The sequence below is a fragment of the Deltaproteobacteria bacterium genome, from assembly GCA_019310525.1.
Taxonomy (GTDB): Bacteria; Desulfobacterota; DSM-4660; order Desulfatiglandales; family HGW-15; genus JAFDEE01.
In genome coordinates this window covers 48,738-64,397 of the sequence record JAFDEE010000009.1, presented here as the reverse complement: position 1 = coordinate 64,397, position 15,660 = coordinate 48,738, and the positions used below count along the sequence as shown (strand labels likewise).

The following is a 15,660-nucleotide window of genomic DNA, read 5'->3' as shown; positions in this document are numbered from 1 at the left end:
GACCTTGGACAAAACTGAACGTTTTTCAAAGGTCTCCGTGTGCCACCGTCCGATCGGAATTCTTTCCTCAGGATCTTCCGATCACGGCGTTGTCGATGAGCCGGGTGTTCCCCACCCTGACGGCAAGGGCCAGCAGGCTTTCGTCTTCCAGGATCTCCAACTCCTCCAGGCTTGTTGGGTCACAGAATGTTACGTACTCGATCCGGGTGTGGGGGTGACTGAGAATGAGTTTTTCGATTTCCTTTCGGATGGTTTCAGCTTTTCGTTCTCCTTTTTTGAAGAGCTCATCGGCCAGATCCAGGGATTTCTTGAGGCACAGGCCCGACTTCCTTTCCTCGGGGCTCAGGTAGCTGTTCCGGGAACTCATGGCGAGGCCGTCGGGCTCCCTCACCGTTGGGACACCCACGATCTTGATATCCATGTTCAGGTCCTGAACCATCCGGCTGACCACTGTGAGCTGCTGGTAATCCTTCTGGCCGAAGATGGCGATATGGGGCTTCGTGGCATGGAAGAGCTTGGCTACGATGGTGGTCACTCCGTCGAAGTGGCCAGGCCGCGACAACCCGCAAAGGTGCCGGGTGAGATCTCGGACGCTTACCGTGGTCTGGTACCCCTGGGGATACATTTCCTCCACCTTGGGCAGAAAGACGATGTCCACCCCAACGGATTCAGCCTTTGCGAGGTCTCCCTCGGTATCCCGCGGGTAGGTCTCGTAGTCCTCGCTGGGGCCAAACTGGGTCGGGTTCACAAAGATACTGATCACCAGAACGTCCGCATGTCTCTTCCCTACCCTCATGAGTTCAAGGTGTCCCTCGTGAAAAAAACCCATGGTCGGTACGAGGGCGATGCTCTTGCCGGAAAGACGTAGGGCTTCAGCCCTGGCATGCATCGCTTGAACTGTTTCAATGACTTCCATGGATATAATCCCTTCCTTGGTGAAGGCCTGGACGGCCTATGAGCGGTTTCCTCAGGCCTTGTCTTTCGAACTCATGGGCACGTAATACCGGGTGCCTGATTCCATTTTTTTCACCTGGATCACCAGGTCTTCGAAGTCCTCCGGGATATGAACAAAGTCGATCTCGGAAGCATTCACCACCAACAGGGGGCAGTCGGAAAAATGGAAGAAGAAGTCATTAAAGGCCCGGTTGATTTTATCAAGGTATTTGAAGCCGATGGACTTCTCGTATTTCCTGTTCCTTCCCTTTATCCTCTCCAAAAGCACTTCGGTTTTGGCCTGGAGAAAGATCACCAGGTCTGGAAGGGGAATCCTTTTCTTCAAGATCCGAAAGAGCTGTTCATAGAGCCAGAACTCGTTGTCGTCCAGATTTGCCCGGGCGAAGATCCTGTCCTTGTCAAAAAGATAGTCGGAAACGGTGGCCCTTTTGAACAGGCCGATCTGGCCGGCATCAAGGGCTTGCTTGTAGCGGCGCAGAAGGAAGTAGATCTGGGTCTGGAAGGCGTATTTTTGCGGATCCTGGTAGAAATTGAACAAAAAGGGATTCTCCTCCACGTCTTCCAAAAGGGTATGGGCATTGAGCCTCTCGGCAAGCTTGACGGCCAGGCTCGTCTTTCCTACTCCAAGGGGACCTTCAATTACGATGTAGTGGTGCATGGGGTATCGGTCTCCCGGTTTGTGTAATCCCTCCCGAACGCCCGCTTGGTCCCGGGGTTTTCAGCGGGATCGCCCGCCGGTGACCAAGTGGTCTCCCCTTACCACCGGGCCTGGAGTTTGTCAAGAAAGGGCTGCCATGGCTTCACTCAGAGAGAGGTATTCTTCGATATCCAGGGTTTCGGCCCTGCGGCTGGGATCGATGCCGCACCGGCCCAAGGCCTCCAAGATGCCCGACCTGTCTTTTTCCGGAAAGGCGGCGCTCAAGGCGTTAAGCAGGGTCTTGCGGCGTTGGGCGAAGGCCCCCTTGACGAGCCTCCTGAAAAATCTTTCATCTCGGGCCCTTCGTGGATAAGGAAGCGAGAAGTTCAGGTTAAGCACCATGGAACCCACCTTGGGGCGGGGACGAAAGGCCTCCCTGGAGACCTCCAGGAGTGGAGAGATCCGGGAGAAATACCGCGTGACCACGGTGATGGCCCCGTACTCCCTGCCTCCAGGATCGGAGAGCAGGCGCTCGGCGAATTCCTTCTGGAACATGAGGACGGCCTGCTCCAGGCGGTCCCGGTGGGTGACAAGCTTTTCCAGGAGGGGAGAGGAAATGTTATAGGGCAGATTTCCAATCACTTGGATTTTGTTCGTCTCAGGTGTCTCTGTTTCTTCGAAATCGAAGGATAGGATATCCCGGTGGATCAAGGTGACGTTGGTCACTCCGGCTACCAGGAGCCTCTTTTCGAGCATTTCTACGAGTTGCAGGTCCTTCTCGACCGCGATGACCCTGCGGACCGACCGGGCCAGGGGAATGGTCAGTGCCCCCAGGCCCGGACCCACTTCCAGGACGTGGTCGGAAGAGGAGAACCCTGCACAGGAGAGGATCTGTTTGATGATGTGCTCGTCCCTCAGGAAATGCTGGGCAAGCCGTTTCTTGGGGTGAAAGGCTCTCCCCTTCCGAATGGTTTTGGATCTTCTCAATTTTCAGGTCCTTCTCTTTAGGCGCCACTGGTGGACGTGTTTGAAGATCCACAGAAAAAGAAAGTAGGAAGGAGTGGCTCCCAGGATGGCGATCAGGAGACCGCCTGCTAAGAAGGAGGCCATTATGGCGCTTCCCGATTCGATCATTTTCCCAATGATCGCCAGGGGTTCGTCTCCCCTGCGAATGGCGGCCATTAGCGAAGAGTGGATGGCGTTTTCGCTGGAGAACCCGAGCAAGAATGTGCCGATCTTGTAACTGTAATGGTAGAGAAAGTACCAGTTCAAGGGGTTGCTGACCCAGGTCCCCAGGGCCGCCGTTATCTTGCTCCCCTTGAAAAAGAGGGCAAGGGTCACCGACAGTGCTGTCTGAAAAGGCATGATGGGCATCAGGCCGGCGAATATGCCGAGGGCCGTGCCCAGGGCGAGTTCATGGGGATCTCCCCTCAGCCGGATGAACCGAAGATAATAATACCTGAGCCATCTGGGGTAGTTCAAAGATTTAAATCCTTTTGTTTTAAAGTCAGGGTTCAACATTCAACATAATAGTTGAATGTTGAACCCTGACATCTTATAGCCTCATATCGGTGGAAGGCTGTCAATGGGGAATCTGGACTTTACGTCTTCTTCCAGGCCGGCCCGCTCGCCGTGCAGAATTCGGTGGTATCCGGCTGCGGCGATCATGGCCCCGTTGTCGGTGCAGTACAATGGGCGGGGGTAGTAAAGCTCCGCCCCTGCTTCTGAAATCCGATTCTTAATTTGTTCCCGCAAGGCCTGGTTGCAGGCCACGCCCCCTGCGATCACCAAGGAAGGGGCCCCGGTCTTCCGGAGGGCCCTCAGGGCCTTTATGGCCAGCACGTCGATGACGGCTTCCTGGAAAGAGGCGGCGATGTCGGCCATAGAAACTCGGTCTCTTCCGGCCTCTGCCTTCCAGTCTTTCACGTACAGGGATACGGCGGTTTTCAATCCGCTGAAGCTGAAATCGAGGGAGTCGGGGCCCAAAACAGCCCTTGGAAAAGGTATCCGATCCCTGTCACCCTCCTGTGCCAGCCTTTCGATCACGACGCCCCCGGGATATCCGAGACCGAGGATTTTGGCCACCTTGTCAAAGGCTTCCCCAGCGGCATCGTCCAGGGTCTGGCCCATCTGACGGTACCTCCCGTACCCCTCCACGAAATAGAGCGAGGTGTGTCCTCCGGAGACTGTGAGGGCCACAAAGGGGAATCGGGGGGCCCGTTTTTCCAGAAAGATGGAGAGGATGTGCCCCTCCAGGTGATTGATCCCCGCCACCGGGATTCCATGGGTGTATGCCAGGGCCTTGGCATGGTAAAGACCTACAAGCAGTGAACCGATCAGGCCGGGTCCCACGGTCACGGCAATGCCGTCCAGGTTCCCGGGAGTGATCCCGGCCCTCGCGAGGGCCTCCTCCACCACCGGCACCAGGTTACGGAGATGCTCCCGGGAGGCCAATTCCGGGACCACGCCGCCATAAGGGTGATGGAGCCTGACCTGGGAATGGACCACGCATGAGCGGACCTCTCGCCCGTCCTCCACCACGGCGGCGGAAGTGTCGTCACAGGAGGTGTCGATTCCAAGTATCTTCATAAATATGTTTTTATGGTTGAATTTCCATTAAATTTTTTAACTGATTCAAAATTGTTTATGCAAGATTCATCTTGTGCCGGTCAAGAATCGCCTCTTGAATCTTCCCCATTTCCCCTCTTCGAGAATTACCAGGAGAATCACTGAGATGTTGTCTCCTCCTCCACCTTCAAGCCCCAGATCGATAAGCCGCGCCACCTTTTGCTCAGGGTCCAGTCCTTCCTCAGCAAGGGTCTTCTGGATGTCCTTCTCCGTAACGTAGTCGGTCAGACCGTCCGAGCAGATCAGAAGCATGTCGCCGGCCTCAGGACGAACAGGTTGAATATAGGCCTGGACCTCGGGCTTCAGGCCCAGGGCCCTTGTCAGGATATTTTTGAGCAGAGGGCTGGGAATTTGGAGACCATAGGTCATACCCTTGTTGGTCTCCTCGGCCTCCACGGAATGCTCTTCCGACAGCCGGATCAGCCGGCCCTGATCAAAAAGATAGATGGGGCTATCACCCACATTGGCCAACCATACAGTGTCTTTTTCCACGAGTACGGCAGCGACCGTGGAACCCATCCCGCGGTACTCGGCCCTCTTTTGGGCCTCATGGACCACGGTGTTGCTCATGGCGATGGAGTTGAGGAGATGCCTGGCTTCCTTGGGCAGGTCCGGACCGAGGTCTTCCTGGAGTGCGGGAGCTTCGTGGTGCCTGACCCTCCGCCAGTATTCGGCCATGGTTTCAATTACCATCCGGCTCGCCACCTCGCCGGCAATATGTCCCCCCAGCCCGTCGGCCACCACATATAGACCCAATTCGGGAGCGAGGAGAAGACTGTCTTCGTTGGTCTTCCTCGCGAGGCCTACATGTGTTTTCCCTGCGGCATGGTGCCTCATGGGTCCCTCCACTCCAGGGGGCCGGAACCGGTCTAGGGTCCCGTTGGTTTTCGGGTTGTGGGTCCTCCTTCCTTCTTGGCCGCGATTTCGTCCATCTTGGCGATAACCTTCAAGAGATGGGCCGCCATTTGAGACGCCCTCTGATAGCGTTCAGCCGGGTCCTTTTTCAGTGCCTTACCGATGATTTTCTCCACCACAGGCGGAATCCTGGGGTTTATGGAGCGGGGACCGGGGTGGGGTTCCCTGGCGATTTGGTACATGAGGGCGGTCAGGTCCTCACCCTCAAAGGGCTTTTGTCCCGTGAGCATCTCGAAAAGGACGATCCCGAGGGAAAAGATGTCTGACCGGCCGTCCACCTTCTTGCCCGAGATCTGCTCGGGCGACATGTATGAAGGAGTCCCCAGGACAACACCCGTCTTGGTCTTAGAGGAAGAGGTGATGCGGGCGATGCCGAAATCCGTAACCTTTATGAACCCGTGATCCCTGAGGCGCATGATATTGGCCGGTTTGACGTCCCTATGCACTACTCCACGCCCGTGAGCGTAATCCAGGGCCTCAGCCACCTGGGCCACGATGGAAAGGGTTTCCCTGACGGGGAGGAGCCGGTCTTTCCGGGCGAATTCTTCCAGGGTTTCCCCATCAAGGTACTCCATGGCGATGTAAGCCAGGTCCTGTTCTTCCCCGCAGTCGTAAATCGTAACGATGTTCGGATGGGTCAGGAGTCCGGCGGATTCCGCCTCCCGAAAGAATCGCTCCTTTACCTCCTCCACCACGTTGTCTTCGAAATCGGAAAGCCGCAGGGTCTTGATGGCCACGGTGCGGTGGATCTTGGGGTCTTCACCCTTGTACACGACCCCCATAGCACCCCGTCCGAGTTCGTCCACGATTTCGTACCGCCCGAGGGTGGGACGGGCCCCGGAATCCGTGAGGTCCGCGCCGATATCCCCGGGATGAGAAACGCCCCCGGTTCCGAAAATCAAGGTGGCCTCGGCCCCCTTCAGCCTGGGTATTCTCTCGGCAAGGTCCTTGAAAGCCTTGCCGTCCCCTACGATCAAGCGATAAGTGGCCAAGGCCTTGGAGAATTGGCGTTTGCGCTCGAAGTCGAGGCCCAGGTTGTAGAGCAGGTCCTTCACCCCTTCTTCTTCCAGGGGAAGTTTCCGGAATTTTTCAAGGGCCAGATCCAGCATCCCCTGTTGCTGAAAGGAGAGTCCGAGCATCTTGTTGGTTTCAATAGAGTCCGCTTCCACCTTGTCTTTGGCCCTTTCGGTCACCAGGAATCTTTTGGATACTACGAGGAGATAACCCACCAAAAGAAGCAACATGGGGGAGGTGATCTTGAGCCAGAGGTCCCGGGAGAAAAAGAGCAGGCTCCCCAGGAGGCCGTAAAGCAGGAAAAGGGTGAAGGTTGTAATCGCACCCATTCCCGCCTTCATCCTTGGCAGTACGAAACTGATATGAAGCCCGAAGACCAGGAGGACGAAGAGTTCCAAGAGGGGCGCCCAGGCCGGCCGGGTGAAGAATCGCCGCTCAAGGATATCGGCCACCGAATTGGCCACCACTTCCAGGCCCGGAAGGGTGGCCGCTACGGGGGTCACCAGCTTGGGCTCAAGCCCTTGGGCAGTGAGACCGATGATGACGATCTTGCCGCGGAATAGATCCTTCCGGAACTCGTTTCGATACACCCTGGAAAAGGGGGTGCGGTGAAAGGCGACTCCCGGCCCTTTCCTCCAGCGGATCAGACAGCGCATCCGGGAATCGACCACCGGAAAGGTTATAGATTCAGGACCCACCTTCATGCGGATCCCCCGGCCGGGGATCAGGGTGATCCCGCCGTCACGGACACCCTTGAAGACACGCACTATGGCGACGGCGAGGGAGGGGAAGGTGTATTGATCCAGGTATCTCACCACAGGGACCTGGTGGCGGACATATCCGTCCCGGTCCTGAAAAAGGTTGAAATGCCCGATCCCCGCGGCCACCTCCCCAAAGGCGGGAAGGAGGGGTTTGACCTTGTGGAAGCGGATCATGTAGGAGAGGGCCTCCGGATCCCCGGAAATCTTGATCTCCTTTAAGGCATGGTGGAGTATGAAGGGCGGTGGTTCCTCGTCGATCCCGCCGCTTACGGTGTCGAAGTAGACGGGGAGGACCACGTTTCCCGCCTCTTTCATGGCCCGGTATAGTTTATTGTCGTTGTTCAGATCGACCAGTGCGCTGGACAACGCCCCGTAAAAAGAAAGCCCCGGCCCTTCCTGGGCCAGTCCCAGGGCCTCGTATTGTTCTTTCAATTTCCGGACCGCCCTAAGGCCGGCACTTTCCTCGGGTTCGCTGAAAAGGATGTTGAGGGCGATGACCCGTGCCCCTGCCCGCGCAAGGTTTCGGATTCCCCGGGCCAGGATGTTCCGGGGCCATGGAAAGCGTCCCAGGTCGTCCAGGTCATCATCGGAAATGACCACCAGTTCGATATCCGGATTCCTTTCCCCGGAGGCGGCGAGATGTGCCCTTAGGTCAAAGGTTTTCAGCTCCAGAGGCTCCGTGAAGTCAAAAATCCCGGTAAGCGCCATGAAGATGAAAAAAAGGGTGATACCGAGACCCATCACCCAGTCAGGGATTTTTTCTTGGATCCTTTTCACAGATGTACCCTGTTTCGGAATATGTGTAATCCCTCTGACCGATCTTTCCACCAGCGGTGATCATCGGCCGAGGTAGGGTTTGATCTTTTTAAGGAGCCTTCGGTCGATGCCGGGAACTTCCCTGAGCTCTTCCGGATCCGCAAATCCGCCCTTCTTCTTCCGCTCAATGACGATGGCCCGGGCCAGCGCCGGACCGATTCCCGGAACGGCCGCAAGCCCATAAGCCGATTCCCGATTCAAAGACAATGGAATCCCCAGGGTGACCCTGTGAAAGGCCGACATCTTTTCCTGTTCGAAAATTACACCCCCGGCTTCGGCCCGGAGGAAGATCCGTGTCCCTGAAGAGAGGAGCCTGATTTTCTGGGATTCAGGGGAAGAGATCGGGATCTCCCCGATTCCAGCTGCCTTCAGCAGGTCTTTCAAGGAAGGGGGGTTTTCGAAAAAGTAGACACCCGGTCGCCCGATCTCGCCCCGGAGCTGGACGATTACGGATCCCCGCCTGCCGGCCGGGGATCCTCCCGGCCCGCAAAGACTCTCGATGCAGCAGAGGGCCAGGACAAGGAGCAGGAGGAGCAGGGGGCCTTCCCGGCCCTCAGGATTCCTCGCAGATGTCCTCATTTTCGAGACCGAAGACCTCATGAAGAACGCGGACGGCCAGCTCGGTGTATTTTTCCTCGATGGCGCAGGAGACCTTGATCTCCGAAGTGCTGATCATGATGATGTTGATATTTTCCCGGGCCAGGGTCTTGAACATCTTTTGGGCGACGCCCGCGTGGTTCCTCATGCCTACCCCAATAATGGAGACCTTGGAAATATTCTCGTCCCCGAGAACCCTCTCCGCTCCGATATCCTCCGCTATCCCCTTCACCAGCTTCATGGTCTGGGAAAAGTCCGTCTTAGGAACCGTGAAGGTGAGGTCTGTCTTTCCTTCCTCCACACTGGTATTCTGGACGATCATGTCCACGACTATCCCGGACTCCACGACAGGCTCGAAGATTTTGGCCGCAATGCCCGGCCTGTCGGGCACCTTGGTTATGGTGACCCGCGCTTCGTTTTTGTTGTAAGCCACGGCGGACACCAGGACTTTTTCCATATCTTTCGTCTCTGCGACTACCATGGTTCCCCTTTCCTTGGTAAAGGTTGATCTGACATGAATGGGTACGTTGAACTTCTTTGCAAATTCGACCGCCCTGATCTCAAGAACCTTGGCCCCCATACTGGCCATCTCCAGCATCTCGTCATAGGAGATGATGGACATCTTCCTGGCCTTTGGGCAGACGTTGGGATCGGTCGTATAAACCCCGTTAACGTCGGTGAAGATCTCGCACACGTCGGCCTTGAGGGCGGCTGCCAGGGCCACGGCCGTGGTATCCGACCCCCCCCGTCCGAGAGTGGTGATGTTATTGTATTCGTCCAGCCCCTGAAATCCGGCGACCGTCACGATCGTTCCTTTTTCGATTTCGCGGAGGATGCGTTCCGTGTCGATCTCCTGGATTCGCGCCCTTCCATAAGCAGGGTCCGTGTGTATGGGCACCTGGAAACCCAGGAGGGACCGGGCTTCGTAACCCATGGACCTGACCGCCATGGAGAAGAGAGCCACGCTGACCTGCTCTCCGGTAGACATTAATACGTCCAGTTCCCTGGGGTCCGGTTCCGGGGTCATTTCGTGGGCCAGGTTGATGAGGCCGTCGGTCTGCCCGGCCATGGCCGATAGGACCACGACCATTCGGTTCCCTTGCTTGTAATACTCGATGACCCTCTCGGCCACTTTCCTGATCTTTTCTATACTCCCCACCGAAGTTCCGCCGTATTTCTGTACGATGAGAGCCATGCCTATCCCCTGTTCATCTCCTTTTCAACTTTTTCGATGATTAAAACGGACCGCGGGTGATTTCCCCAGAGGGTGATCTCCCGCCGGTGATCGTCGATGATCCGAAAGGTCACTCTCAAGGCGTACTCCGGAAATATTTCCGGCCAGCGGTCCGCCCACTCCACCACCGTGACTCCACCCGCATCAAGATATTCCTCCAGGCCGGAGGAGAAGAATTCCGCCGGTCCCTGGAGGCGGAAAAGGTCCATATGATAGATGGGACACCTGCCCTCGTATTCATTTACGAGGGCGAAGGACGGGCTTGTCACAATCAGGTCCGGAGCGGTTCCCAGTCCACGGGCGATGCCTTTGGTGAACCAGGTCTTTCCGCTCCCGAGTTCTCCCACGAGGGCCAGGACATCCCCCTCCTTGAGAAAGGCGGCGATCCTTTCCCCCCACTCCACCGTTTCACTGTCGGAATTGGAATGGCATATCAGGATCTTCTCAGTCACGAAGCAGACACACCTCCCGGCTTCCAAGCACCGGTTTCCAGGACCACCATGGCCACGCCGTATTCGCCGTCATCGGACAGGCTCAGGTGAACCCTTTCGATCCCGTTGCGCCGGCAGATCTCCAGGCTTCGCCCATGGAGCCTCAACTCCGGTTTTCCACTGGGGGCGTGATAGACTTCGATGTCTCTCCATCGCACCCCTTTTTTCATCCCGAGTCCAAGGGCCTTGGAGAAGGCCTCTTTAGCAGCGAAGCGAAGAGCGAAGGCCGAGGGTGGAAAAGGCCTGCCGAGGCAGAGGGCCGCTTCCTCCGGGGTATAAACCCTCTTGATGAAACGGTCCTTCCAACGGATAAGCACCTTTTCGATTCGCCGGATATTCGCAAGATCCACGCCGATCCCATAAATCATCGGGAGAAATCTCCATCCTTTCAAGGGCCGGGACCGTGGCCAAGACTACCCTTTTCCTGGAGGGCTTGACAAGAAGTTTTCCTCCGGGAGAGTTTCATGAAGTGAAGGGTCTCTGGATCAGAAGTTTTTCACGAGGGCGATCATGTCCCTTACCGCCCGATCAAGACCGACCAGAACGGCCCGGGAGATGATACTGTGACCGATGCTGTACTCCTCGACTTCGGGAAGGGCCTTGAACCGCTTGATGTTGGTGTAGTCCAGTCCATGGCCGGCGCTCACTTTCAGTTTCATTTCCGCCGCCCGCTTGACGGCCTCGGATATCCGCCGGAACCGTTCCTCGGCCTCGTCCTCTCCCCTCGCCTCCGAGTAGTGGCCGGTATGGATTTCCACCACCTCTGCTCCGGCCCCATGGGCCGCCTCGATCTGGCGCGGATCGGGGTCGACGAAAAAGCTTACAGGGATTTCGTTTTTTTTCAGCCGATCCACCACACGGGCGTAAAGTCCGGGATCGGCCAGTACATTCAATCCGCCTTCGGTAGTCAATTCCTGCCTCTTTTCGGGAACCAGGGTTACAAGATCGGGCTTGACCCTGCATGCAATCTCCACCATTTCTTCCACCGCGGCCATTTCCAGGTTGAGCCTCGTCTTGACAGTCGCCCGCAGCAGCTCCAGGTCCCGGTCGTTGATGTGGCGGCGGTCTTCTCTTAAGTGGCAGATGATTCCATCCGCACCCGCCAGCTCCACAATCCCCGCGGCCAGCACGGGATCAGGCTGGAGTCCACCTCGGGCCTGTCTGACCGTGGCCACGTGATCCACATTTACTGCCAAACGTGCCATGATTAAGATTCCTCCTCCTCGATGTAGCGCAAAAGCCTCTCCTGTTCCCGCTCCATTCGGACCTCTTCTTCCTCCGAGACCTCATGATCGTAACCCAGGAGATGCAGGATTCCATGAATCAACAAGCGATAGATGGTTTTATCAAGGGGTTCATCAAGGCGCCTGGACTCCTCCAGAGCCGTATCTACAGAAACCACCACGTCTCCCATCATCGGGGTTTCAACTTCCGGTGGAAGACCTCCTGACATGGGGAAAGACAGGACATCCGTGGGTCCGGTCCTGTGGAGATATTGCTCGTTGAGTTCGGCGATGTGTTTGTTATCGGTAAAGAGAACGCTCAGTTCCCGGTCATGACAGCCCAAGGCGCTTAAGACCTTCTCCAGATTCTTCTTTACCGTTTGCATTTTTAAGCCCGGAATCTTCTTTCGGGACTTGATCAGGATATCCATTTTTCGTCTTTTTGCCGGCCCTTGACGCCGTCTCCGGGTACTCCACGCGGTGATGGAAGATCCCGCTCAGGGTCTTGTTGAAACTTTTGGCGATTTCGTTAAGGTCCTTGAGGGTGAGTTCACACTCGTTCAACTGGCCGTCCGAGAAGACCTTGTTGATGATTTTCTGGACCATTCCCTGGATCCTGGCGGGAGTCGGGTCCACGAGGGAGCGTGATGCGGCCTCCACCATATCGGCCAGCATGACAAGGCCGGCCTCCTTTGTTTGGGGTTTCGGGCCCGGATAGCGGAAATCCTCTTCCTTGATCTCGCCGCACTTGGTTCCTTTGGTAAGCATTCGTTCCTTGGCCTTGTGATAGAAAAAGGAGATCAGGCTGGTGCCGTGGTGCTGTTGAATGATGTCGATGATTTCCTTCCCCAGCCTGTGTTCCCTGGCGAGTTCAACCCCGTCTTTCACATGGGAGATGAGGATCAAACTGCTCATGGAAGGGGCCAGTTTTTCATGGCGGTTTTCTCCTCCCAGCTGGTTTTCGATGAAATAGAGGGGTTTTTTCATCTTTCCGATATCGTGGTAATAGGCGCTGACCTTGGCCAGGAGTGGGTTTGCATCCACGGCCTTGGCCGTGGCCTCCACCATATTGCTGGTGATCACGCTGTGGTGATATGTCCCCGGGGCGCGGACCATCAGTTCCCTCAAGAGCGGCTGATCCAGGCTGGCCAGCTCCAGCAGCTTGATGTCGCTTGTGAAACCGAAAGCCATCTCCACCAGGGGAAGAATCCCCGTTGCGATGACCCCGGAAAGGATTCCCCCCGCAAATCCCGAAGCGGCCGCAATGATGGATTCAAGGGAATAGAAGGTCCCGTAAATCATTTCGATGGCCAGGGCCAGGACCATATTGACGAGTCCCACCATGAGGCCGGTTTTGATGAGTATGCCTCTCTCCTTGCAATTCTTTACTCCGTAAGCGGCCAAGAGACTGCTGATGAAATAGTAGATGAAAAATTCCACCCGGCCGCCCGTGACCAGGGAGACGAGGACCGAGATCACCAGAGAAAAGGCCCAGGCGATGGCCATTCCCTGGAAGATGGAAATCACCATGGAGCCGAAGGCGATGGGTAGGGCGAAGAGCAGGGCCGTGGCGGAGAAGTAGCTGAACCCCCTGGCCACCTCTTCGGCGATGAACCCGTAAACCCAGGCGAAGATGAAAAGGCCCAAAAGGGTAAGGGCGTTGAAGAGGAGATCTCTTCGGTCTCCCCTGAAGGCCCTGGCCTCCCTGGAGCCCGTCAGGTAAATGACCAGCAGGAGCGTCCCCACCAGGAGGGCCATGGCGGGAACCCGACCCACGGAGTCGAGGCGATTTTTGGCTCGCATTTCGGCCGAAAGCTTAAGGAGGTGTTCAGGGCCGATGCGTTCCCCTTCTCTGACGAGCATCTCGCCTTTCTTGACCTTGAAGTAAACCGGATGGACGGATGCACTGGATTCGTCTTTTCTTACCTCGGTTTCCCGCTGGTTGAAGGTGAGGTTCGGTCTCAAAAGAAGTTGTGTCAATCTTACGGTCACCCGGGCCAGTTCAGGGGATGGAATCGACTCCTGTACGGACTCCATCCGGCTTGCCACGTACTCCCTTGCCCCTTCGAGGTCGTAGAAGAGGCGAAGATCCGTCACCTTTCTTTCCTGCTTGGAGGCGATTTCGTGAAGGATGATGCCGCCCTTTTCCATGTGCTTTTTGAGCATGGGCCAGTTACCCACGATTCCCCTCTCGGAAACACGGGTGACGAGTGTTATGATTCTTTCTTCCACCTGCGGAGGGAAGCCGGCTTCAAGCAGGGTATCGAAGATTTCACGTTCCGGTGGAATGCCCAGGGTGCCGAAAAAGGTGTTGAAGATTTCCTCCCGGTTCTCAGCCTGTTCCCGGGGAATCGGCTCCTGAACGGGATAGGGCTCCGGGCCCCTGATCTTCCCGGGCGGGAACCGGCTTGCGTATTCCCTTCCGGCCTTGAAGGCCTCGCGGATGGCGGCCACAAGGTTGGAAGAGGACCGGTCGAAGTCGTAGACCGCCAGAACTGCTTTGACGGCCTGCTCCCGGTTTTTTTCCGTCAACTCCTTGTTCTCGATGAGGAAGTCCTCGGAGGCCTTAATGTCTCTGCTTGCTATGTCACCCAATCTGTAAGCCGCCGGCCTGCTCAGGATCCCGGGGTAAAGGGCCAGGGAAACAACCAGGCTCAAAAGGGTGAAAACCAGCCATTTAAGGCGTTCGGGCTCGGAGAGGCCTTTCAAGGACCCAATAATGGCCTTAGTGAAAGGACGCCCCCTTCCCTTTTGTTTCGGGGATTTTTTCCTCCCCGAAGGATTCGTTTTGGTTCTATCGTTCATGGTTGAACCTTTTTGCGGCCGATGGTCCGGGCGACCTGGCGTTTTTCCCGCCCATTCAGTTTCCCGTTCCCTGTCCGGCCTCCCGTCTTTCATAGGCGTCTATGATCTCTTGAACCAACGGGTGCCTGACAACATCCTCCCTGGAAAAATAGATGAATTTGATTCCTTTGATCCCGGAGAGGATCTCCCTGGCCTCTATGAGGCCTGAAACTTTTCCTTCCGGGAGGTCGGTCTGGGTGACGTCGCCGGTGATCACGGCCTTGGAACTAAAACCCAGACGGGTCAAGAACATCTTCATTTGTTCGCTCGTCGCGTTCTGGGCCTCGTCGAGGATCACGAAGGAATCGTTCAGCGTCCTCCCCCTCATGAAGGCCAGGGGAGCCACCTCGATTACGCCCCTCTGAATGAGCCGGGAGGCGTCCTCGAAGTCCATCATGTCATGAAGGGCATCATAAAGGGGCCGCAGGTACGGGTTCACTTTTTCATAGAGATCTCCCGGCAGGAAACCCAGGTGTTCTCCCGCCTCGACCGCAGGCCTGGCCAACACCACCCGCTTGACTTCCTTTCTCTGCAGGGTGGCCACGGCCATGGCCATGGCCAGGTAGGTTTTGCCGGTGCCGGCCGGGCCGATGCCGAAGACGATATCGTACTTCCTGATGGAATCGATATAAGCCTTCTGGTTGATGCTTTTGGGGTTGATGACCGTCTTTCCGGGTGAGATGTAAACCTTGTCCAGGAAGATTTTCTGTAGGTCCGCCGAGGGATCGCTGCTGAGGATCCTGATAGCGTATCCTACGTCGTTGGGGAAAAGGGGGTGACCGCTTTTTAGGAGTTGGTAGAGTTGTGTGAGAACCTTTTCTGCCAGTTCCACGTCCCAGTAACCGCCCTTTAAGGTTACCTGGTTTCCCCTTGCATGGACGGTCACGCCCATCTTTTTTTCCAGGAGCTGAAGGTTGGCGTTGCGCTCCCCACAGAGAGAGGCGAAAAGACCGGGGTCCGAAAAGGTCACCTTCTTGCTCTCGTAACCCGGATTGTCGGCCGGACGGCGTCCCACTCACTTTTCTCCTGAAACCTGCATGATAATATGGCGCTCCCTCGGCCTGTTGTCAAAGTCCAGGAGGACGATCTGTTGCCAGGTCCCGAGGGTGAGTCTTCCCTCCACCACGGGGATGTGGAGGGAAGGCCCCAGGAGGGCGGCCCGGACATGGGCGTAACCATTTCCGTCCCCCCACCTTTCGTTGTGTTCGTAATGGAGATCTTTGGGGGCCATCCTCTCGATAGCCTTCTTGAGATCATTGATCACTCCGCTCTCGTACTCGATGGTCGTAAGGGCTGCGGTGGATCCGGGGATGAAGAGGGTCACCGCCCCCATCTGTATCCCTGATCGGCGCAACCTATCCATCACTTGAGGAGTGAGGTCGATAATGTCCGTGCCCGAGGAGGTCCTGGTGAAAATATCCAGGGTTTCAAATTTCATATCGAACCAGATTTTCCGAACACTTCGGCCCTTATTCTTGGGGCTGTCCCATGGGGCCGAATACCGTAACGGCCTGATATACCCTGCATTGATAGAGATCTCCTATCA

General features: G+C 56.4%; 16 protein-coding genes. All 16 read right to left on the bottom strand.

The genetic code is table 11. From position 1 onward, the window contains the following. Window positions 1–67 precede the first annotated feature (67 nt). Window positions 68–916, bottom strand: coding sequence for a pantoate--beta-alanine ligase (locus JRF57_02325; GenBank protein MBW2302529.1), 849 nt, complete (start codon window positions 914–916; stop codon window positions 68–70). A 51-nt stretch (window positions 917–967) separates the two neighbouring features. After that, window positions 968–1,612, bottom strand: coding sequence for a deoxynucleoside kinase (locus JRF57_02320; protein MBW2302528.1), 645 nt, complete (start codon window positions 1,610–1,612; stop codon window positions 968–970). A 120-nt stretch (window positions 1,613–1,732) separates the two neighbouring features. Beyond that, window positions 1,733–2,578, bottom strand: a complete 846-nt coding sequence (rsmA, locus tag JRF57_02315; GenBank protein ID MBW2302527.1) for a ribosomal RNA small subunit methyltransferase A — start codon at window positions 2,576–2,578, stop codon at window positions 1,733–1,735. 3 nt (window positions 2,579–2,581) lie between these two features. Continuing rightward, window positions 2,582–3,073 carry a DUF2062 domain-containing protein gene (locus JRF57_02310; protein MBW2302526.1) on the bottom strand — a complete coding sequence of 164 codons (492 nt, stop codon included), beginning with the start codon at window positions 3,071–3,073 and terminating at the stop codon, window positions 2,582–2,584. Window positions 3,074–3,154: 81 nt separating this feature from the next. Next, window positions 3,155–4,180 carry a tRNA (adenosine(37)-N6)-threonylcarbamoyltransferase complex transferase subunit TsaD gene (tsaD, locus tag JRF57_02305; protein MBW2302525.1) on the bottom strand — a complete coding sequence of 342 codons (1,026 nt, stop codon included), beginning with the start codon at window positions 4,178–4,180 and terminating at the stop codon, window positions 3,155–3,157. Between the two features lie 66 nt (window positions 4,181–4,246). Further along, a complete protein-coding gene (locus JRF57_02300) occupies window positions 4,247–5,056 on the bottom strand; it encodes a serine/threonine-protein phosphatase (GenBank protein MBW2302524.1) in 810 nt (269 codons plus the stop codon). A 32-nt stretch (window positions 5,057–5,088) separates the two neighbouring features. Beyond that, window positions 5,089–7,686, bottom strand: coding sequence for a CHASE2 domain-containing protein (locus tag JRF57_02295; protein MBW2302523.1), 2,598 nt, complete (start codon window positions 7,684–7,686; stop codon window positions 5,089–5,091). 60 nt (window positions 7,687–7,746) lie between these two features. Further along, the gene (locus JRF57_02290) at window positions 7,747–8,304 is read right to left on the bottom strand and encodes a helix-hairpin-helix domain-containing protein (GenBank protein ID MBW2302522.1); all 558 of its coding nucleotides are present in this window, start codon (window positions 8,302–8,304) and stop codon (window positions 7,747–7,749) included. Continuing rightward, entirely contained in the window at window positions 8,279–9,517 is a 1,239-nt protein-coding gene (locus tag JRF57_02285) for an aspartate kinase (GenBank protein ID MBW2302521.1), read from the bottom strand. The genes JRF57_02290 and JRF57_02285 overlap by 26 nt, the downstream gene beginning before the upstream one ends. Before the next feature lie 2 nt (window positions 9,518–9,519). Continuing rightward, window positions 9,520–9,996 (bottom strand): tRNA (adenosine(37)-N6)-threonylcarbamoyltransferase complex ATPase subunit type 1 TsaE, encoded by a 477-nt coding sequence (gene tsaE / locus JRF57_02280; protein MBW2302520.1) that lies wholly within the window; start codon window positions 9,994–9,996, stop codon window positions 9,520–9,522. Window positions 9,997–10,004: 8 nt separating this feature from the next. Continuing rightward, window positions 10,005–10,415: a holo-ACP synthase gene (locus JRF57_02275; protein ID MBW2302519.1), complete on the bottom strand. Its 411-nt coding sequence runs from the start codon at window positions 10,413–10,415 to the stop codon at window positions 10,005–10,007. Between the two features lie 117 nt (window positions 10,416–10,532). Further along, window positions 10,533–11,252 carry a pyridoxine 5'-phosphate synthase gene (locus JRF57_02270; GenBank protein ID MBW2302518.1) on the bottom strand — a complete coding sequence of 240 codons (720 nt, stop codon included), beginning with the start codon at window positions 11,250–11,252 and terminating at the stop codon, window positions 10,533–10,535. A gap of 2 nt (window positions 11,253–11,254) precedes the next feature. Then, window positions 11,255–11,656, bottom strand: a complete 402-nt coding sequence (gene ybeY, locus JRF57_02265) for an rRNA maturation RNase YbeY (GenBank protein ID MBW2302517.1) — start codon at window positions 11,654–11,656, stop codon at window positions 11,255–11,257. Beyond that, entirely contained in the window at window positions 11,601–14,075 is a 2,475-nt protein-coding gene (locus JRF57_02260) for an HDIG domain-containing protein (protein ID MBW2302516.1), read from the bottom strand. Before JRF57_02260 ends, ybeY begins: the two co-directional genes overlap by 56 nt. Before the next feature lie 55 nt (window positions 14,076–14,130). Then, complete coding sequence (locus tag JRF57_02255) at window positions 14,131–15,006, bottom strand: PhoH family protein (protein MBW2302515.1); 876 nt, start codon at window positions 15,004–15,006, stop codon at window positions 14,131–14,133. Between the two features lie 123 nt (window positions 15,007–15,129). After that, complete coding sequence (locus JRF57_02250) at window positions 15,130–15,552, bottom strand: YjbQ family protein (GenBank protein MBW2302514.1); 423 nt, start codon at window positions 15,550–15,552, stop codon at window positions 15,130–15,132. Between the last annotated feature and the right edge of the window lie 108 nt (window positions 15,553–15,660).

Coding starts and splice junctions, on each gene's coding strand:
- JRF57_02250 (MBW2302514.1), bottom strand. CDS start 15,552: ATGAAATTTGAAACCCTGGATATTTTCACCAGGACCTCCTCGGGCACG.
- JRF57_02320 (MBW2302528.1), bottom strand. CDS start 1,612: ATGCACCACTACATCGTAATTGAAGGTCCCCTTGGAGTAGGAAAGACG.
- JRF57_02290 (MBW2302522.1), bottom strand. CDS start 8,304: ATGAGGACATCTGCGAGGAATCCTGAGGGCCGGGAAGGCCCCCTGCTC.
- JRF57_02325 (MBW2302529.1), bottom strand. CDS start 916: ATGGAAGTCATTGAAACAGTTCAAGCGATGCATGCCAGGGCTGAAGCC.
- JRF57_02285 (MBW2302521.1), bottom strand. CDS start 9,517: ATGGCTCTCATCGTACAGAAATACGGCGGAACTTCGGTGGGGAGTATA.
- tsaD (MBW2302525.1), bottom strand. CDS start 4,180: ATGAAGATACTTGGAATCGACACCTCCTGTGACGACACTTCCGCCGCC.
- JRF57_02255 (MBW2302515.1), bottom strand. CDS start 15,006: ATGGGCGTGACCGTCCATGCAAGGGGAAACCAGGTAACCTTAAAGGGC.
- JRF57_02275 (MBW2302519.1), bottom strand. CDS start 10,415: ATGATTTATGGGATCGGCGTGGATCTTGCGAATATCCGGCGAATCGAA.
- ybeY (MBW2302517.1), bottom strand. CDS start 11,656: ATGCAAACGGTAAAGAAGAATCTGGAGAAGGTCTTAAGCGCCTTGGGC.
- JRF57_02300 (MBW2302524.1), bottom strand. CDS start 5,056: ATGAGGCACCATGCCGCAGGGAAAACACATGTAGGCCTCGCGAGGAAG.
- JRF57_02260 (MBW2302516.1), bottom strand. CDS start 14,075: ATGAACGATAGAACCAAAACGAATCCTTCGGGGAGGAAAAAATCCCCG.
- JRF57_02270 (MBW2302518.1), bottom strand. CDS start 11,252: ATGGCACGTTTGGCAGTAAATGTGGATCACGTGGCCACGGTCAGACAG.